Annotated in this window: 16 protein-coding genes; 4 read left to right on the top strand and 12 right to left on the bottom strand. The window is 56.0% G+C overall.

The window, feature by feature from the left end:
- Positions 1-133: 133 nt before the first annotated feature.
- Entirely contained in the window at positions 134-1,225 is a 1,092-nt protein-coding gene (locus tag ACFPQ4_RS24625) for a ParB/RepB/Spo0J family partition protein (RefSeq protein ID WP_378114605.1), read from the top strand.
- 15 nt (positions 1,226-1,240) lie between these two features.
- On the opposite strand, the gene ACFPQ4_RS24620 is transcribed toward ACFPQ4_RS24625, so the two are convergent.
- The 5 genes from ACFPQ4_RS24620 to ACFPQ4_RS24600 all read right to left on the bottom strand — a co-directional run bounded on the left by ACFPQ4_RS24620 (position 1,241) and on the right by ACFPQ4_RS24600 (position 6,734).
- Positions 1,241-1,996 (bottom strand): class I SAM-dependent methyltransferase, encoded by a 756-nt coding sequence (locus ACFPQ4_RS24620; RefSeq protein ID WP_378114604.1) that lies wholly within the window; start codon positions 1,994-1,996, stop codon positions 1,241-1,243.
- A gap of 6 nt (positions 1,997-2,002) precedes the next feature.
- Positions 2,003-3,286: a serine--tRNA ligase gene (serS, locus tag ACFPQ4_RS24615; RefSeq protein ID WP_378114603.1), complete on the bottom strand. Its 1,284-nt coding sequence runs from the start codon at positions 3,284-3,286 to the stop codon at positions 2,003-2,005.
- Positions 3,287-3,299: 13 nt separating this feature from the next.
- Positions 3,300-4,388: a 3-phosphoserine/phosphohydroxythreonine transaminase gene (gene serC / locus ACFPQ4_RS24610; protein WP_378114602.1), complete on the bottom strand. Its 1,089-nt coding sequence runs from the start codon at positions 4,386-4,388 to the stop codon at positions 3,300-3,302.
- Positions 4,389-4,764: 376 nt separating this feature from the next.
- Positions 4,765-5,724, bottom strand: coding sequence for an aldo/keto reductase (locus tag ACFPQ4_RS24605; protein WP_378114601.1), 960 nt, complete (start codon positions 5,722-5,724; stop codon positions 4,765-4,767).
- Positions 5,721-6,734, bottom strand: a complete 1,014-nt coding sequence (locus ACFPQ4_RS24600; protein ID WP_378114600.1) for a Gfo/Idh/MocA family protein — start codon at positions 6,732-6,734, stop codon at positions 5,721-5,723. The genes ACFPQ4_RS24605 and ACFPQ4_RS24600 overlap by 4 nt, the downstream gene beginning before the upstream one ends.
- A 120-nt stretch (positions 6,735-6,854) precedes the next feature.
- Here ACFPQ4_RS24600 and ACFPQ4_RS24595 point away from each other — a divergent pair, with 120 nt between their 5' ends.
- Entirely contained in the window at positions 6,855-7,691 is an 837-nt protein-coding gene (locus tag ACFPQ4_RS24595) for a helix-turn-helix transcriptional regulator (RefSeq protein WP_378114599.1), read from the top strand.
- A gap of 11 nt (positions 7,692-7,702) precedes the next feature.
- On the opposite strand, the gene ACFPQ4_RS24590 is transcribed toward ACFPQ4_RS24595, so the two are convergent.
- Positions 7,703-8,080: a winged helix-turn-helix transcriptional regulator gene (locus ACFPQ4_RS24590; protein ID WP_378114598.1), complete on the bottom strand. Its 378-nt coding sequence runs from the start codon at positions 8,078-8,080 to the stop codon at positions 7,703-7,705.
- A 149-nt stretch (positions 8,081-8,229) separates the two neighbouring features.
- Here ACFPQ4_RS24590 and ACFPQ4_RS24585 point away from each other — a divergent pair, with 149 nt between their 5' ends.
- Together ACFPQ4_RS24585 and ACFPQ4_RS24580 are read left to right on the top strand one after the other, a co-directional pair.
- A complete protein-coding gene (locus ACFPQ4_RS24585) occupies positions 8,230-9,462 on the top strand; it encodes an MFS transporter (protein WP_378114597.1) in 1,233 nt (410 codons plus the stop codon).
- Positions 9,455-10,297 carry an aldo/keto reductase gene (locus ACFPQ4_RS24580; protein ID WP_378114596.1) on the top strand — a complete coding sequence of 281 codons (843 nt, stop codon included), beginning with the start codon at positions 9,455-9,457 and terminating at the stop codon, positions 10,295-10,297. Before ACFPQ4_RS24585 ends, ACFPQ4_RS24580 begins: the two co-directional genes overlap by 8 nt.
- A gap of 54 nt (positions 10,298-10,351) precedes the next feature.
- On the opposite strand, the gene ACFPQ4_RS24575 is transcribed toward ACFPQ4_RS24580, so the two are convergent.
- The 6 genes from ACFPQ4_RS24575 to ACFPQ4_RS24550 all read right to left on the bottom strand — a co-directional run bounded on the left by ACFPQ4_RS24575 (position 10,352) and on the right by ACFPQ4_RS24550 (position 19,465).
- The gene (locus ACFPQ4_RS24575) at positions 10,352-13,405 is read right to left on the bottom strand and encodes an alpha-mannosidase (protein WP_378114595.1); all 3,054 of its coding nucleotides are present in this window, start codon (positions 13,403-13,405) and stop codon (positions 10,352-10,354) included.
- A 36-nt stretch (positions 13,406-13,441) separates the two neighbouring features.
- Positions 13,442-14,266 (bottom strand): carbohydrate ABC transporter permease, encoded by an 825-nt coding sequence (locus ACFPQ4_RS24570; RefSeq protein ID WP_378114594.1) that lies wholly within the window; start codon positions 14,264-14,266, stop codon positions 13,442-13,444.
- 8 nt (positions 14,267-14,274) lie between these two features.
- Entirely contained in the window at positions 14,275-15,159 is an 885-nt protein-coding gene (locus ACFPQ4_RS24565; RefSeq protein ID WP_378114593.1) for a carbohydrate ABC transporter permease, read from the bottom strand.
- 84 nt (positions 15,160-15,243) lie between these two features.
- Positions 15,244-16,596, bottom strand: a complete 1,353-nt coding sequence (locus ACFPQ4_RS24560) for an ABC transporter substrate-binding protein (protein WP_378114592.1) — start codon at positions 16,594-16,596, stop codon at positions 15,244-15,246.
- 317 nt (positions 16,597-16,913) lie between these two features.
- Entirely contained in the window at positions 16,914-18,515 is a 1,602-nt protein-coding gene (locus tag ACFPQ4_RS24555; protein ID WP_378114591.1) for an extracellular solute-binding protein, read from the bottom strand.
- 71 nt (positions 18,516-18,586) lie between these two features.
- On the bottom strand, positions 18,587-19,465 hold the full coding sequence (locus ACFPQ4_RS24550; RefSeq protein WP_378114590.1) for a carbohydrate ABC transporter permease: 879 nt from the start codon (positions 19,463-19,465) through the stop codon (positions 18,587-18,589).
- Between the last annotated feature and the right edge of the window lie 29 nt (positions 19,466-19,494).

Genomic DNA, 19,494 nt, shown 5'->3' with positions numbered 1-19,494 from the left:
ATCATTTGTTACCTGCCCTTCCGTATGCGATCGTAACGCGCCGACAACATTTTCATCCTTTTCCGGTCCGGACTGTTATATAATACCTGTATTAGTTAATGCGTTTAACGACAAGCCGATTAGGAGAATCGACATGGATATTATCGAACTCGCCACAGCGCTAATAGATGAAGATACGGACCAGCCCCGCTACCAATTCGACGACGAAGCGCTCCAGGAATTAATGAGCAGCATCGGGGAAATCGGCCTTCTTTCCCCGATCAAGGTGCGCGCCGTTCCGGGCGGCCGCTACAAAATCATATACGGCAACCGCCGGTACAAAGCTTGTAAAATGCTGAACCGTCCGACCATTCCGTGCATCGTCTCCACGACGACGGACGAGCTGGAAATCTACTTCGAGCAGATTGCAGAGAACTTGACGAGACAAGGCTTCTCTCCGATCGAGGAAGCGGAAGCGTTCCACAAGCTGCTCAACGATCCGAAATTCAGTAGCTCCGTCAAGTACGTGTCCAGCAAGCTCGGCAAGCCGGAAGCCTATATCAAGAACAAGTTGGAGCTGCTGAAGTTCAGCAACGCCGTCAAGAAGCTGATCGTCGGCGGCACGGAAATCCGCAAGGACAAGCTAACCGAAGACCAGCTCATGCCGCTGAAGGATTTGCCGATGGAGCACCGCGACTCCCTTGCGCTCATCATGGCTCGCGATGAAATGGCCGTGACCGACGTGAAGAAGATCGCCAAGCTATTCAAGGACAAGGATATTTCCGACAACACCAAAGGCAAGCTGTTGTTCAAGTCCGGCTACGAGCTTCTCGAGACGTGGGCCACGTTCGAGCACAACCGGAAAGAAAGGGAGAAAGCCGCCAAGCAACGGGAAGAAGAAGCGGACGAACCCAAAAAGCCGGTCGCGAAGCAACCGGCCGAGCCTATCGAACAAATCCAGCTATTACCCGAACAATTGGTTTCTCAACCTCAATTCACAACATCGCAGCCGCAACAGCCTGCGCAACCGGCGGCTTCTCTGCTCGGTTACCTTCAGCCGCTGCTCGCATCGATCCCGGCGCCTACACCGTTGCCGCAAGAAATCGTACAGTCGCTCGAGCGGCTAACGTCCGGCGAAACCGACCAGCTCATGGACGGCATCGACGCGCTCATCGGCAACTTGGAGAAGCATATCGCCGAGTGGCGCGCGATCCGCGACGCGGCTCACAAGTACCAAGCTCTGTAATCAACCCGTTCGTGCCTAAACTTCGCCCCAAAACACTTCGGTCTCGTAGTCGAAAGACACGAGGCCGTTCTCGTTGCACCGGTCGAAAATAGCCCGCAACTCCGCCATCATCGGCTCGTAATTCGGATGGCCCGGCATCGGACTGTAAGAGGACGATAGCAGCCGACCGCTGAGAGCTTCGTAATCCAGCAGTTGCCCGCTCGGAAACCGAGCGACGCGCATGTCGCCCGGTTGGAAAAACAACGCCAGCGCTTCTTCTGAAATATTCTTATGCCCGACCCGCGCATAGTCGATCCCGAACGTATGCAGCAGCCTGTCGTAGGCTTCGAGGAACGGAGTCCCCTGCGTCAGTCGCGAATTCCAGATGAGCGCTACCTTGCCGCCCGGACGCAAAATACGTTGGAACTCCGCCTTCGTCTTCTCCCTGTCGAACCAGTGGAACGCCTGCGCGCATACGACGTGATCGACAGATCCGTCCGGCAGCAGCGTGTCTTCCGCGGTTCCAGGTACAGCGCGGAAGCCCGGCATGCCGCCGAGCGTCTCCTCCGCCGCTTCCCGCATCGCGTCGTTCGGCTCGACCGCGGCAACGAGGCTTCCCCGTTCGCATAACAACCGCGTGAACTTGCCCGTCCCCGCTCCGACGTCCGCCACTTCTCCGCCTGCCCTCAGCCCGACCGTATCATACAAATAATCGATCGCCTCCGGCGGATAGCTCGGCCGGTATTTGACGTACGTCTCGACTCTGTCCGTGAACCTATTCGTGTTATCCATCGCTCACTACTCCTTCGCTCTAAGCTCTGTTCGTCCTTGCATATACGGCCGCAACGCCTCCGGAATATACACGCTGCCGTCTTCGCGCTGGTGATTCTCCAATAGCGGAATCAAAATGCGGGGCGACGCGATCGCCGTATTGTTAAGCATGTGGCAGTATTGCAGCTTCCCGTCCGCGTCCCGGTAGCGAATGCCCGCGCGACGCGCTTGAAAATCGTGCACGTTCGACGACGAATGCGTCTCCCCGAACGCTTCGCGGCTCGGCATCCACGTCTCGATGTCGTATTGCTTGTAGTTTTTTTGCGACATGTCGCCGATGCAGACCGATACGACCCGATAAGGCAATTCCAACAACTGCAGGATGCGCTCGGCGTTACCGGTAATTTCTTGGAGCAGGCGCTCCGACAGCTCCGGATCGTTCTCGCACAGGACGACCTGCTCGACCTTCGAGAATTGATGCACCCGGTATAGCCCGCGCACGTCGCGCCCCTGCGAGCCGACTTCCCTGCGGAAGCATGCCGACTGCGCGGCCAAGCGGATCGGCTGGCGAACGTCGACGATCTCGTCGCCGTAATACGCCGCCAAGCTTACTTCCGACGTCCCGACCAAATACTTGTTGTCGTCCGAGAGCGCATAAGTCTGTTCCCGCCCCAGCGGAAAATATCCCGAAACCAGCAGCGCGTCTTCGCGCACGAGCATCGGCACGTCCATCGGCGTGAAGCCCGCCTCTTCCAGCACGTCCATCGCGAGCTGTTGCACCGCTTGGTGCAGACGGAAGCCCGCTCCCTTCAGCACGTAGTTTCGCGCCCCCGCGATCTTAACCCCGCGCGGAATGTCGAACAGCCCGAGCAGTTCTCCTAGCGCGACGTGATCCCGCGGCTCGAAGTCGAACGACGGCTGCTCGCCGACCCGTCTGATCTCCACGTTATCCGCGTCCGATCGTCCCTCCGGGGTGTCGAGCGATACCGGATTAGGCACGAGCTTCATCAGCTCGGCATACGCCGTCTCCACTTCCGACTGCTGCTCTTCCAGTCTCGTTAACATATCGTTGTTCCAATTCACTTCCGCCTTCAAACGCTCCGCTTCATCAAGCTCCCGGCTCGCCATCAGCTTGCCGATCCGCTCCGAAGCCCGGTTTCGATGGTTGCGCAGCCGATCGATCTCCTGCATGAGTCCGCGCCTGCGTTCGTCCAGCTCCAGCAAGCGAGCAACCGATAACGGAATGCCTTTGGCGTCCGCCGTATGCTGCAGCATCGTTTCATTGTCCCTGATATAACGAATATCTAGCATAGCGTCCGCCCCCTTAACCGTTACGGCGCTGGAAGTCGCGCATGAAGTCGACCAACGCCTCGCAGGCCCTCACCGGAACGGCGTTGTAAGCCGAAGCGCGCAACCCGCCTACGCTGCGGTGACCCGCCAAGCCTTCAAAGCCGGCCAGCTCCGCTTCGCGGACGAACCGTTGCTCGAGCTCCTCGTCTTGCATGCGCCACGTTACGTTCATGAGCGAACGGTCGCCTCGCTCCGCGAAGCCGATATAGAAGCCTCCGCTCGCGTCGATCGTCTCGTACAGCAAGCCGGTCCGCTCGGCTGCTCGCCGCGCCATCTCCTCGACTCCGCCCTGGCGCTTCGTCCATTCCAGCACGAGCTTCATCACGTAGATCGAATGAACCGGCGGCGTATTGTACAGCGACTGATTGCTCGCGAACGTCGCGTATTTCAGGATCGTCGGGATTCGGCGATCCGCGCTAGTCTTAAGCAGGTCGTCTCGTACGATCGCGACGGTGACGCCGGCGGGGCCGAGATTCTTTTGCGCGCCCGCGTACATGAACCCGAGCTTCGTCCAATCCAGCTTGCGGCTGAGCATATCGCTTGTCATATCGGCGATCAGCGGTACTGCGCCGGCGTCCGGAAGCGCGCGGAACTGCGTGCCTTCGATCGTATTATTCGTCGTCAGGTGGACGTAAGCGGCACGTTCTTCCGCGCCAAGCCCGCCGATGTCCGGCAGCTTCCGCCACTTATCCGCCTTGCCGCTAGCGATCGCGGCCGTCTCGCCGATCGTTGCCGCCTCTTGATACGCTTTGTCCGAGAAGCTGCCCGATAGCACGTATTGACCGACCTTACCCTCCGTCAAGAAGTTCATCGGGATGAGCGCGAATTGCGTGCTCGCTCCGCCGCCCATGAACAGTACTTGATAGCCTGCCGGCAGCCCGAGCAAATCCGCGAGCAATTGCTGCGTCTCCTCCATCATGCGCTCGACCGGCTTGCTCCGATGCGACATTTCCATGAGCGACATCCCTAGACCGCCGTATTCCGTCAGCTCTTGCTTCGCTTGCTCCAATACTTCCAGCGGCAATGCCGCCGGACCCGCGTTGAAATTGTACTTTCTGTTCATCGTCCCCACGTCCTTATCAAGTTTAATGGCACAAGCATAAACACTTGCCGCTTTCCTCTGGAAATGCGGTATCGTGTTTGTGTCGGAGGTTATTCAAAAACGAGTAAACGCGAAGCTTACAGGTTCTGAATAACACAAAAAACGCCCTTCGCCTGATTGGGACGAGGAGCGTTCGCTCGCGGTGCCACCCAACTTGATCGATTCGCGCGCGCGGCTCGATCCTCTTGGTTCCGCGGTAACGGGCGGATGCCGGTAAACTTAGGACACGGTCTCGCAAGACCGCTCTTGACGGGTACGCCTCGGAGTTGGATTCTCGTCATCGGCATAATCACGTATCGAATTGTTATGCTTGATTATACGCCGATCGATTCCGATGTCAAGGGACGAATTCGGCGGGTAGCCGCAAATCGAGCCACTCCGCTTCCTGCGCGGTTAAACCGACATCTAACCCCTGCAGGCTGGAACGCAGCTCTTGCGGATTGTTCGGTCCGATGATCGCGCACGTCGGATAACGCTGATGGAGAACGTACGCGAGCGCGATCTGGTTGGCGTCGCAGCCCTTGCGGTCCGCTAACTGTCTGGCACGGCGAAGACGTTCCCAATTCGCCTCGCTATAGTAGACGCGCACCGCTTCGGCGTCATCAAGCCGATCCGGCGCGAATCGCCCCGTGAAAAATCCGCCGGCTTGAGACGACCACGACAGCAGCGGCAGCTGCGAACGTTCATGCCACGCGATTTCCGACTCGCCCGCGGATACGCAACCCGCCCAACGCGGCTCGTTCGGCTTCGCCAAGCTTAAGTTAGGGCTATTGCACGAGAAGCCGATCAACCCGTGCGCCTCGGCATATTCATTCGCTTCCGCGAGACGCTCCACACTCCAATTGGAAGCCCCAATCGCGCGGCATTGCTTCGCCTCCAGCAACGCGTTCAACGATTCGAGAATATAGCCCACCGTCTTGGCCGGATCGTCGCGATGCAGCATGTAAATGTCCACGTAATCGGTCTGAAGCCGATCCAACGACTCGTTCATATCCCGCGTCATCGCTTCCAGGGTCATCCTCGGACCGTGTTCGTCCGGATGCGCTCCTTTGCCGATAAGGACGAGCTCGTCGCGATTGCCGCGTTCGCTCATCCATCTTCCGAGCGCCTTGGCACCGGAAGCGCCGTAGACGTGCGCCGTGTCGATCGCGTTGCCGCCGGATGCCGCGTAGGCATCGAGCAGCTCGGCCGACTCGGTCATTTTCTCCTCGCTAAGCATCATCGAGCCTTGAATGAGCTTGGACACCGGCTGCCTTACGCCGGCGATGCGAATCGAGGGTAGGGTTGCTTGCGTCATCGTGAGTGATCCCCCTCGAGCACGATTCTCGTTCTGCCGCGCGCGGATTCAAGGCAAGCTTCGAGAATTTTCATGTTCCGCGCGGCGTCGTCCGCCGGGAAGCTCGGAGATTGCTCTCCCCATACGGTACGGGCGAACTCATTCACCTGCAGCGTATACGTATTGACCGATGCCGGCCGTTCCGTCCGTCTTCCGTCCCGCGTTATGACGTCGAAAGCCGCATCGTCGCCGTTCGCGATAAAAGCGTGAGGAATTTCGATTCGCCCGTCCGTGCCGACGATCTCAAAGTTTTGACGGAAGTCCGCCCACATGCCGCAGTCGAACGTCAACGAGACGCCTCCCGGGAATTCCGCTAGTCCCGAAGCCATCATGTCGACGTTGCCATGCTCGGGCGAGAACAACGCATGGACGGTTACCGCTTCCGGCTCCTTGCCCATGAAGTAGCGCGCCGCGCTGAGCGGGTAACAGCCGACGTCGTAAATACCGCCTCCGCCCCACTCTTCGCGATACCGAATGTTTCCCTTATCCCCCGCGTTATTGAATGTGAACGCCCCGCGAAACGCGCGCAGCTCCCCGATTTCTCCGCTTTCGATCAAGCTTCTGATTTGCTCCATCCGAGGGTGATAGCGGTACATGAATGCTTCCGCGAGCACGACTCCCGCCTTGTCGCAGGCGTCGATCATTTCCTCGGCTTCCGCGGCTGTCAACGCCAGCGGCTTCTCGCACAGCACGTGCTTGCCCGCTTCCGCGGCGCGAATCGTCCATTCCCTATGCAGATGGTTCGGCAAAGGAATATAGACCGCGTCGATGTTCGGATCCGCGAGCAGCTCTTCATAGCTGCCGTATGCCTGTTCGATTCCGAACTTGTCGGCGACCGCTCTCGCTTTGTCGATTCCGCGGCTCGCCACCGCTTGCAACATTCCCGTCTCCGACGCTTGAATGGCCGGCATGACCGCACGCACGGCGATGCCCGCCGCGCCTATAATTCCCCATCTCAACTTCTCGCGCATGTTGATCCCCTTCCAATGACTATACGAATATTGTTATTATAAAATCATCACTACCTTTCGTATATAAAACCATTTTGAACTCGATATAACGATATTGTCATCAAGGAGGCCGAAACGCGCATGCGCATCCATTGCACGCTCCCCACTATGGAGCCGAGTCCATACGTGATTCTGCCGGAGTCCGTCGGCCGCTATTCGGCCATGCCCGAGCATTACGCATATCGCGCGTCCGGAGCTTTGCCGTTCTTCAACCTGCACGTCGTCGCCAGCGGCGAAGGTTACGTGGAAGAAGACGGAGAGCGGCGACTCCTGCAAGCCGGAGACGCCTTCTTCTACTTTCCTAACGAAACGCAAAAATACGGTTCGAGCGAGCACGAACCGTGGGACGTGTATTGGATTCATTTTTACGGGACGCTTATTCCGGAGTTGTTGACGCAGCAAGGCTTCCGAGGTTCGACCGTATGGTCGATCCACCGGCCGGAGCGACTTCTTTACCATTTCGAATCGCTTATGCAAGAAGCGCAAGAGGGCACGCTGTTGCGGCCGGCCGCGCTGTCGTCGTTAACGTACGGCATACTCGCGGAATTTATTGCCGAAGCCGTTCCGTACCGCGCAAGACGAGCGACGAATTCGGACGCCGATCTGGCGGTCCTCGTGCCCGCGATGCAGCGAGCGGCATGCGAGCCGTTCTCTTTGGAACGCTGGGCAAGCGAGGCGAACGTCAGCACCCACTACTTTTGCAAGCTGTTCCGCCGGAACATGCAGATGTCGCCGATGGACTTCATTACGCTATGCCGCATCCGCCGCGCCAAACAACTGCTTTTGGACGACCCAGAGCAATCCGTGCAGCAAGTCGCCGACGCCTGCGGTTACCCGAGCGCGAGCTATTTCATTAAGCGGTTCAAGGAAAAGGAAGGCGTAACGCCCGCGGCTTACCGGATGCTGCACGGACGTTAACGACGCGAAGTTTAGCGGTTCAAAATATTGTCTTCGAGCACGGCGAACTTATCTCCGTACTCCTTGATAATATGCTTCTCCCCCCACGCGCATAGGGAGTCCAAAATGGCCTTCAGGCTCCCGCCATAATCGCTAAGCTCGTATTCAACCTTGGGCGGCACTTGGTTATAAACGATCCGATTGACGATGCCGTCCTCTTCCAATTCCCGAAGCTGTTGGGTCAGCATCTTTTGCGTGATGGCCGGCATAAGCTTCTTCAGGTCCCCAGTCCGCTTCTTGCCGTGTGTCAGATGGCACAAAATAACGCATTTCCACTTGCCGCCGATAACCTCCAGCGTTGCCTCCACGGATATATTGTATTTTTTCTTCGGTTCGGTTACTTTCTCCACTTGTTTCTCCTCCTACGCCGAGTCCCTATTACCTTCATAGGAACTTCAAAGTAACTATGATACTGTAAAGTACGTACTATCCATCCTAAACCTTAGCACGCATAATAGCACTTACCGGCCGGATATCGCAACACAGAAGAGGGAGAACGATGCTTGAACAGCAAAGAAACAACACGATGGCCTTGCTGGCGTTAGCCATTAGCGCTTTTGCCATCGGAACGACCGAATTCATAAGCGTGGGCTTGCTACCGCTTATTGCCGATGACTTGCATATATCCGTCACGACCGCGGGATTGACGGTTTCCTTATACGCACTAGGCGTCACGTTCGGTGCGCCGGTGTTAACGTCGCTAACTTCGCGCATGTCCAGAAAAACATTATTGCTGGCCATCATGGTCGTGTTCATCGCTGGCAACACGCTTGCCGCCGTATCGAGCGGAATCGCCATGCTGCTGATCGCGCGCGTCGTATCGGCGTTGTCGCACGGCGTATTCATGTCGATCGGCTCCACGATCGCGGCGGACCTCGTGCCGGAGCAACGCAGGGCAAGCGCCATTGCCATTATGTTCTCCGGACTTACGATAGCGACGGTGACAGGGGTTCCGCTAGGCACGTTCATCGGGGAACAACTCGGATGGCGGGCCGCGCTCGTCGCGATCGTCGCCATTGGCGTATTGGCTTTTGCGGCTAACCTGATACTAGTGCCAGCGAATTTGCGCAAGGGCTTGCCCATGCGCATCAGCGATCAAATCAAGCTTGTAACGAACAGCAGGCTTTTGCTCGTATTCCTCATTACTGCGCTAGGTTACGGAGGCACGTTCGTCGTCTTCACCTATTTATCCCCATTGCTCAGAGAAATATCGGGCTTCGGAGCAGGTACGATTAACGTAATTCTGCTTGCGTACGGAATCGCGATCGCCGTCGGCAACGTCATCGGCGGCAAAGCCGCCAACCGTAACCCGATCCGGGCGTTGCTATATATGTTCGTCGCGCAGACCGTCGTTCTATTCGCATTGTCGTTCGCCGCTCCATACCAGGCCGCTTCGCTTATCGTAATCTTCCTGATGGGTTTGTTTGCCTTCATGAACGTGCCCGGCCTGCAAGTGTACGTCGTGATGCTTGCCGAACGGTTCGCCCCGCAGGCAAAGGACGTTGCTTCAGCGGTCAATATCGCCGCGTTCAACGCCGGCATTGCGCTCGGCGCTTATCTGGGAGGCATCGTAGCCCGCGAATGGGGCATTATTCATACGACGTGGGTCGGAGCTTTAATGGTATTAGGCGCGGTGCTGCTAGCCGCGCGTGCCCGCTACTTGGACGACAAAGACAGAAATCCCGCCGCGATTCATCGGGCACATCGCATGGAGGAATCTCATCATGATTAACCATCTGCAAGACACCGTAACGCTCCATAACGGCATTAAAATGCCGGGTCTCGGACTCGGGGTATTCAAAGTGGAAGAAGGCGAAACGCTAGTGCAAGCGGTCAAGACGGCGATCGCCCACGGGTACCGCAGCATCGATACCGCGGCGATCTACCAGAACGAACGCAGCGTAGGTCAGGGGATCAAGGAAGCTTTGTCGGAAAGCGGCCTTCGGCGGGACGACCTCTTCGTGACCTCGAAAGTATGGAACGCCGATCTCGGCTATGACGCCACGTTGGCTGCTTATCAAGGGAGCCTGGACAAGCTCGGCCTCGACTATCTCGACCTATACCTCATTCATTGGCCCGTCAAAGGCAAATATAAAGAAGCATGGAGAGCGTTGGAGACGATCTACCAAGAAGGCCGGGTGAAGGCAATCGGCGTCAGCAACTTCCAGATTCATCATCTGGAAGACGTCATGCAGGACGCGCGCATTAAACCGATGGTCAATCAGGTCGAATTCCATCCGCACCTAACGCAAAAAGAGCTGCTCGCCTTCTCGAAGGAGCAAGGCATTCAGCTCGAAGCGTGGTCGCCGCTTATGCAAGGAGAGCTTCTCGATAACGACGTACTGAAAACGATCGCGTCCCAATGCGGTAAGTCCGTCGCGCAAGTTATTCTACGCTGGGATATTCAACACGGCGTAGTAACGATTCCGAAGTCTACGCAGGCTTCGCGTATCGTAGAGAACGCTTCGCTGTTCGACTTCGAATTATCGCAGGAGCAGATGGAGCAAATCGACGGATTGAACCTCAACCAACGCGTCGGTCCCGATCCGGACAACTTCGATTTCTGAATAAATAAAGCATACCCGATCCGCCGCTATGGCGCGAGTCGAGCATGCTTTATTTTAGTTCCGAAGCGAGAAACGAATCGTCTTCACTTCGAACGGAGTGAACGACAACGAGTAAGCATTAGAACCGCTAGCCGAGATGTCGGCGAGTTCAGCCTGCTCCATCATATCCGTCTCGCCAGCCCGATCCGTCTCGAATCCGCAGACGATCGCGCATCGGGTAGACGCGCCTTTCGCTTCGTACAGTCTTGCAACGATGTCCCCTGAGCCGTCTTCGGCCAGCTTCACCGTATCGATGATGACGTTGTCGCGATCGCATTTGATAAGCTCAAATGCCGGTTGATCGGCAAAGCGGCTTCCGCTGCCCGGTACCGCGACCACGGGACAGTTCAGCTCGTACGCTTTCCGGATGACCGGATTGCCCATGAAGCCGTCGTTCCAGACGTGAAGCGCGTAGACGAATTCGTGCACGCCTTCGTCCGCCCGATCGTCGGGATAAGTAGGCGATCGAAGCAGCGTCAAATTCATCGATTGGCCAAGTACGTTCAGACCGTACTTGCAGTCGTTCAGCAACGAGAAGCAGCGATCGCCTTCGACGAGCGAAGACCATTTGTGCTGGTTCACCTCGAACCGGTCGGCGTCATGCGGACGCGACAAGTGCGTCGGACGCTTCACGTAGCCGAACTGAATTTCATGCAACGCTTCCCGCGAGCGCAAATTCGTCTCGAAGCCGACCTTCAGCAGCTTGTGCTTCTCTTTCCAATCGATGCGCGTATGGAACTCGACCGTCCGGCTTCCCGCTTCCAACCGGATTTCCTGAATGAGCACGGAGCGGTTCAACACGCGCTCGACGCGAAGCGTCGCATAGTGCGGTTGCTCCGCAACGACGGTCATGCGCGCCGGCTCCGACAGATCGATCCGCGAAGACGCGTACCGGCGATCGATCTCCCAGGCATCGTAGTTCGAAGTTTGGTCCCGATACATCAAGAACCGGTTGCCCGTTCCTTGCAGCCATTCCGAGTTCGACTCCTTGTCGAACAAGCTGAAGATCTCTCCGTATTCATTGAAGCGAACGGCGAGTTTATCGTTCTCCAGCGAGCTTGGAGTGGCGTGAACGGCATACGGAACCGCCATCGCAGCCGTCGCAGTCACCGCAACTTCGGCTTCAGCCTCATCGCCTGCAATGCTAACGGTGACATACCCCATGGACGGTAACTGTACGCGCACGGGTACCGATGCCTTCTCTCCGGCTTTCGTCGGAAGCTGGACGATCGCCGTTCGCTCCCAAGGAAGCGAGTTGAACACGGTGTAAGTGCCGTCTTCAGCCGAACCGCCTCCGCCCGTTAGCGCTGCCTGCGCTTCAGACCTCAGCCTTCCGACTTCCGCCAACAGCCGCTCGTATTCCCGCTCCGCTTCTACATGTACCCGCGTAATCGAGGTTCCCGGCAGAATATCATGGAATTGCAGCAGCAACAGCGTCCGCCAAGCATCGTCGAGCGCTTCCTTCGGATACGCAAGCTTGCCTTGCAGCGACGCGATCGTGCTCCACAGCTCGACTTCCCGGAGAAGCAGCTCCGTCTTGCGGTTGCCCGTCTTCATCTTCGCTTGGGAAGTCAACGTGCCGCGATGCGCAGGGTAGTAGAGCTCTCCCGCGTAATGCGCGTCCGGCATGCCGCGTGCAACTTGATCCTCGAAATAGTCGATCGGCGAGCTGATTACCGTACGCGGTACGCCCTCGAGATCGCCCATCCGGCGAAGGAACTCCAAGTCGTCGCGGTTCGCTCCCCCGCCGCCGTCGCCGTAACCGAACTGGACGAGCCGCGTCGAGATGCCGTCCTTCTGAATGCGCTCATTCCATTGGAATTGCGCATACGAGACGTCGGTCGGGTTCGGGAACGGTCCGTAGTCCAGCAAATGAACCGGTACGGAAGAGCCGTCGATGCCTTCCCAAGTAAACGTATTATAAGGGAACGGATCGGCGACGTTGTCGTACGTCTGGAACATCTTGACCGAGGCGAAGTACTTAATGCCGCTCTTGCGCATGATCTGCGGCAGATTGCCCGAATAGCCGAATACGTCAGGCAACCACAGCATCTCGTTGTCTACGCCGAACTCCTCCCGGAAGAACCGCTTGCCGTAAAGGAACTGACGGACCATGCTTTCTCCGCTCGGGACGTTCGTGTCCGGCTCGACCCACATGCCGCCCTCGGGAATAATTCTGCCTTCGGCCACGTACTTCTTGATCCGAGCGTACAGCTCCGGATACAGTCGCTTCGCCAAATCAAACAAATACGGCTGGCTTTGCGTGTAGCGGTATTCCGGATACTGGTCCAGCAGCGCCAGCTGATTGGACATCGTGCGCGCGATTTTGCGCTTCGTCTCTTCGATCGGCCACAGCCACGCGATGTCCAGATGCGATTGCCCCATCATGAACAGCTTAGGCGCGGTCGAACCGTTGACGCATGCGAGCAGAGGATTCAAGATCGCCCGCCCTTGCAACGCGACACCCCGCAGCTTCGGGTCGGACACGGACCAATCCAACTCCGCGATCAACCGGCTGAAGCCGCGATCGATCTCGGCGACCCGCAGCTCGCTCGGCGCAAGCCCGTTACGCAGTTGATACAGCACGTTCAAATCGATGAAGAACTGATACAACTCTTCGTTCACGACGTGCGCGACCGACCGGCCTAACTCCGGTTGTCCCCCGCGATCGTGCCCGCCATACGCCTCGGCGACGATCTCGTAAACATCGCCCGGCACGCCCGACGTCGTCACCGTAATGCTGTCGTGCTGCAAATCGATCGCGCCCGCTAGCTTACCGTTAACATACACCGTGCTTTCCGCTCCGAACGCCAGCTTGAGCGAGATACGCTCGCCTGCGGCTTCCAGCGGAACCGTGAACGATCCGCGAAACCAGGCGTAACCCCACTTTTCGCCCCACTTCGTACCGGGCTCGATCGGACCGAACGGTCCCGCGATCGCGGTCTCGCAGCTCATCCACTCGTTCGCTTCGTAATATCGTAACGCCACCTGACCGATCGGACGGTAGATGAGACGATCTTTCTCTCTCAACCATTTTTCAATATGGAATAGTCTCTCTCTGGCATGCATGTCGTTATCCTCCGCGTCTCCTAGATGGGGTTCTTGTTAGCCCTTGGTCGCCCCAGCCGTCAACCCTTTCACGAGCGCTTTCTGGAATAGGATGAAAATAACGAGGACGGGAAGCGTCGTCACGATGCCCGAAGCGTTAAGCGGACCCCACTGAATGCCCGATCTCGTAATGAAATTGTTGATGCCCGCAGGTAATGTCCGCATTGCGTCGTCGCTGACGAACGTCATGGAAATGAGCATCTCTTGCCAGACGGTAATGCAGACGGTCAAGCCGACCGCGACCAATCCGGACCTGGCGAGCGGCAAAACCATGCGCACGAGAATGCCGAACGAAGAACAGCCGTCGATCGTCGCCGCTTCGTCTATGTCTTTCGGAATGCTTTTGAAATAGCCGGTCAATAACCAGATGGCCATCGGCGTAAGAATCGCGCAATAAGTCAGGATGATGCTAGTAAAAGAATTCAGCATGTCGAGCTTGCCCCACATAATGTAGAGAGGCACGATCAGCGTAGTTAGCGGCATGACTTGCGCGAACAAAATCGTAATGAAATAAGCGACTTTGCCGCGGAATTGATAGCGAGTGACGCTGTACGCCGCGAGGCTGGCCACCGTCAGAACGATGAACACGGTCGCTGCCGCGATCACCATGGAGTTATAAAAGTAGGTCGGAATTTCAGAGTTGCGAAAGACGTTCGTATAATGGGCCCAGCTGAAATGCTTCGGGAAAATCGTCGGCGGAGACGCGAAAATCTCGTCGCTCGGTTTAAGGGAAGTCGCGAGCAGCCAATATAACGGGAATAAAATCACGATGCCGATAACGAGCATGATTAACGCATGACTTCCGTGCCTTATGTTTCTCATAGCTGCCGTCACTCCCTAATAGACTTCAGCATCGAACGCATGTAAGGCGAGCAAATGATGCCGATCAGCACGAGACTGACGATCGCCATGGCGGAAGATTTACCGAAGTCGAAAAATTCGAATGCAAGACGGTACGTATAGATAGGCAGCGTCGACGTCGCGTCGAGCGGTCCGCCCTTCGTCGTCACCCAGATCAAGTCGAAATAATTAAGCGTCCAGATCGTTGTAATGACGCCCGTCGCGCCGATCATCGGACGCAAATGCGGCAGCTTGACGTAACGCACGATGCCCCACCATCTGGCTCCGTCGATTTTCGCCGCCTCGATCTGATCGCCCGGAATGTCCTGCAAGCCGGCAAGCAGCATAAGGAACCAGAACGGGAACGCCTTCCACGTGTTGACGAAGATGAGCGTCCATAGCGCGCGGTTGCTCGAGCCGAGCCAAGAGATATTGTCGTTAGTCAGATGCAGAAACTTCAGCACCTCGTTAATAATTCCGGTGTCGGTCTGCAGCATCCAGCTCCACATGAGCGCCGTTACGACGCCCGGAAGAACCCACGGCAACAACAGAATCGAGCGCAGAACGCCTTTGCTGCGACGTCGTTCGTCGACGTACAACGCGCATAGTAAACCAATGACCATTTGCAGGGCGACGCCTGCCACGGTCCATATAATCGTCGTTGTCATGACCTTCGTGAACACATCGTCCGTCAAAACCGACTTAAAGTTATCGAAGCCGTTAAACGGCCTATCCGGTCTGCTCAGCTGCCAGCGGTGAACGCTGACGTACAGGTTGTAAAAGAGAGGATAAGCAAGCAGCCCGACGATGATGACGATGGAAGGCAGCAGATATAGGTAAGGAACGGTTTTTCGGAAAAGCCGTTTTTGGTTCATATTCATGTCTCCCAGGTTGTTCGATTGACAAAGGGCAGAGGAAGCTTCAATCCTCCTCTGCCCTTATGCCGACTAGCGGTTTACTTATTTGGCTGCAGCGATTTCTTTGATCTTGCCTTCGAGATCCGCGACGGCTTCGTCTACCTTTTGCCCGCCGACGATGACTTTCGTAACCGTGTCGTATACAGCGGCGTCGATTTCTTTGTAGAACAACGTCTTCGGTTGCGATTGTCTTGCGAATTTAATTTGATCCATGAAGATCTTGTACGCCGGATCGGTCGCGAACTTGGATACCGCGAGCGAAGCGTTGTTAGCGGGAACGTCGCTCATCGTGCGAGCGTTGAAGTCAACGGAAGTGAGCAGTTGCGCCAGCTTGATCGCTTGCTCCGGATGCTTGCTGTTCGCCGATACTCCGATGCCGAAGCCGCCGCCGAAGGAACCGTCCGGCGCGCTTTCGTTCATTTTCGGTACGAGCGATTGACCGATCCATGCAGCGCCTTTGATGTCCGGATTTTGATCCGTGACCCACGTTCCGGCGATGACCATAGCGACTTTCTGTTGCGCGAACAGCGTGCCGACTTTCAAATGATCAAGCGTCGCGTAGTCGGATTCGTAAGCGGGTTTCATGTCCGCAAGCGTTTGCAGGTAGCCTTTGAAGGCTTCCGTGTTAACCGTCGGCGTAATGGCGCCGGCTGCGTCCACGCTGATGATGTTGCTGTCCGACGCGGTGAACAAGCTTTGCGCCGGGAATTCTTTAAGGCCGAGGTCCATGCCGTAGCCGGCCGCGTCCGTTTTCTCTTCGATTTGCAGCGCGTCGGCTTTCAGTTCCGCCCAAGTTTTCGGCGGCGAGTTCGGATCGAGGCCCGCTTTCGTGAAGAGGTCTTTGTTATACCAGAGAACGCGAGCATCCGTCGTGTACGGAAGCGCCATATTCTTGCCGTTCCATTTGTACATCGAGAGGATACCCGGGAAGTAATCGCCGAATGCCGCAGCATCCATCTTCGAACCCAGATCCAGCAAGTAGCCGGAGTTCGCGAACGTCGGGAAGTCCGGGTTGTTCACGATGAATACGTCTGGCGCGTTGCCGGAAGCGAACATGACTTTGTATTTCGTCTCCCAAGTGCCCCACGGGTCGCTTTGGAAATCGACCGTATAGCCCGGGTTGTCGCTCTCGAACTTCGCTTTCAGTTCTTCGAATACCGGAGCGTATGCCGGATCCGCCGTCCATTCCGAGAAGCCGTAGTACACGAGCGTTTCTTTCTTGCCGGAATCTTGGGAAGGTTCTGGCGTAGTGCTTGCGGAGGAGGAAGATGAAGCCGTATTGCTAGGCGATGCATTGCTGCTGTTGTTGTCGCTGTTGCCGCATGCCGTCGCGACGAGCGCCGTAACAGCCGTGATCAACAGAACGTTCGAGAGCTTGCCGAAGCTTTTTTTCATTGTCTGCTATCCCCTTTGTAGATTGTTTATATTGTAGCACGCCGTTTCGACACTCCGTAACGACAGCGCTTACAATCGGGTGAAAAAAATGATTCCTTCGTGTGCTTCTCCTGATGTCCCTTGCTCGACTTCGTTTAACAACTGTGTCACTTAGTTGATACAACATACCTTAATCTGTGTTACTTTTACAACGTAATCTTAAAATAAAGCGCATTCTGTGTCAATACATATTTATAATTTGATTTTATATTAATACAGTTGATACAAAAACAAGAAGACCCCGGAACGTATCCGGGGTCTTCTCGCCTTTACTAACGCTACTTTTTCAAAAACTCGTCGATCTGGCGTTGCTTCTCTTGGATGATCTTATCCACTCCGGCTTTCTTGAGCTTGGAGAGGAACTCCGCGTAACGATCCAGCAGCTGCGCTTCCGTGCCCGAGCCGCTCTCCAGTACTTTGCGATACTCGGTGACCACCGCGTTAACTTTGGAAATTTCGGACTTCACCGCATCCGGGTTAAACTCGAAGCCCGCGATGACGGATTTGACGAAATTGTTCGGATCGGTGATGAAGGCGATCGATTGTTTATCCGTCTCCGTCGCCGTCGCCGGAATACGCGCGTTTTTCCACGGCGTGACCATCCACCATTCGTTCTGGAACACCTTCGTGCGGTCGAGACCGTCGGGATATTTGAATTGGTTGTCGCCGACAGCGATGAAATCTTGCCCTTCGATACCATACAAGTAGTTGTCGCGGATATCTTTGTCCGCGTAGATCAGGTTAAGCAGCATGAGCACGCGCTCCGGATTTTTGGACGACGGGGACAGCACCGTAAAGTTACCGGCCTTGAACGAGCTGACCATCTTAACTCCTTGCTCCATGAACACTTGCTCGAACCGAGCGCCCGGCTCGATCTTGGAAATGGTTGCCGTGCGATCCCCGAGCGAGCCCTCTGAAGGGTTTCCGATCGATCCGATCGTTTTCGCGTCCGTGTTGGTTTCGTTCACGACCGTAGCCTTGTTATTCAAGGAGTCTTTGTCGACGAGTCCGCCGTTAAAGCCTTTGTTCGCGTAGAGCAGCACGTTCTTGTAATAATCGGTCTCGAATTGGTTAATGACCTTAGGCTCGTTGTTCAGCAGCATTCCCGGCGAGTTGAAGTCGTTGCTCGGAATATATTCCCGTTGCATGCCAAGGAACGCAAGCGCCTGATAGTTGCCCGTGAATTCGCCGTTCAACCGCCCGATGCGGGTCGGATCGGCCGCGACCGCCTTGAACGCGAAGTCTTGCACGTCTTCCTTCGTCTTGAGATTATCGGCCGAATAACCTAATTTCTCCGCTATATCCGCCCGATAGACGAACGCCATCGGATATTCTAGCGGTCCGGGTACGGGGATGCCGTAGATTTTGCCATTATAGCGGTTCGTGTTGACGTATTCCGCCGACAGTCCGTTATAGAGATCCGGCGCATATTTCTCGAACAGGTCGCTAATGTCCATCGCGCCGCCCTTGGAGAGAACTTGCGCGTAGTTTTGCCACCAGCCGTCGTAATAGAAGTCGAAGCTCTCGCCCGCGGCGAGCTTAACTAGAATTTGGTCCTTATAGCTATCCCAAGGAATGTACTGGACATCCAGCGTCGCTTGGATTTTCTCGGTGAGTTTGTCGTTGAGCGCCTTCATGACGTCGTCGTAGTGCTGCGGCTTGTCGCCGGGTAGCAGCAGCTTGAGGCTGACTTGATCCAGCTTCGCCGGAGCAGCCGACGGGGACGGTTCGTCTTTCGGGGTATCGCTCGGCTTCGCGCTTACCGCTGGCGACGAGGCTGCGGCACTCTCTTTATTATTGCCGTTATTGCCCGAGCAACCTGCCAATACGAGAATGATAGCTAGCGATAGCCATGTTGCCTTGAAGAAACGCGTCTTCATCGGTTCATAACCTCCCATGATTTATATGCTATACCGAGTAACGGTCTATAGCCAAGCTTAATATTCGGGCACTAGCCCTTAATGCTGCCGATCGTCAATCCTTTGACGAAAAACTTCTGAATGTACGGATATACGAGGAAAATCGGACCGATCGACACCATCGTCGTCGCCATCTGCACGCCGTTCGCCGGCACTTGGATAAATTTCGACGTGTCTATCTGGCTGGAAATGAACGTGAGATTGGATATCATCTTCTTGAGCAGCAACTGGACGGGCATAAGCTTGTCGGACTCGATGAAGTTGAGCGACAACCACCAGTCGTTCCAATAGGAGAGGGCGTAAAACAACCCGATCGTCGCGAGGCCCGGCGTCGACAGCGGGACGACAATGTTCAAGAACGCCCGAAAATGGCTTGCGCCGTCGATGCGCGCCGACTCCGTAATCTCCCTCGGTATCGTCTCGAAGAAGCTTTTGAGCACGAACATATTGAACGGGTTCACGAGATAAGGAACGATGAGCACCCAGAGCGTATCTTTCAGGTGCAAATATTTGGTGATCAGGATATACCAGGGCACGAGTCCGCCGCTGAAAAGCATCGTAACGAGCACATAACCGAGAATGACGCCGCGGAACTTCATTTCTCTTTGCGCCAGCGGATAAGCGAGCAGACTCGTTACGATCAGCGCGAATATCGTTCCAAGCACCGTCACGGTCGTGCTGACGAAAAACGATCGCATGACCGAGTTGAGCTGGAACACCGTCTCGTACGAGAAGAACGTGAAATGTTTAGGGATAAGCGCGAAGCCGACATCCTTCAAGCGGTCTTCCGATTCAAAGGAGCTTCCGAGCACGATAAGGAACGGTATCAGGCAGACGATGCCGAACACGGTAAAGAGCGCGTAATTGAACGCGTTGAAAATCCGGAAGCCGAGCGATTTATGTTCGACCACTGTATTGCTCCTTTCTGACGTAAGCGAGG

The organism is Cohnella yongneupensis, from assembly GCF_042655785.1.
GTDB classification, from domain to species: Bacteria; Bacillota; Bacilli; order Paenibacillales; family Paenibacillaceae; genus Cohnella; species Cohnella yongneupensis.
Note: the sequence above shows the minus strand (reverse complement) of the source record. Positions and strands in the feature narration are given on the sequence as shown.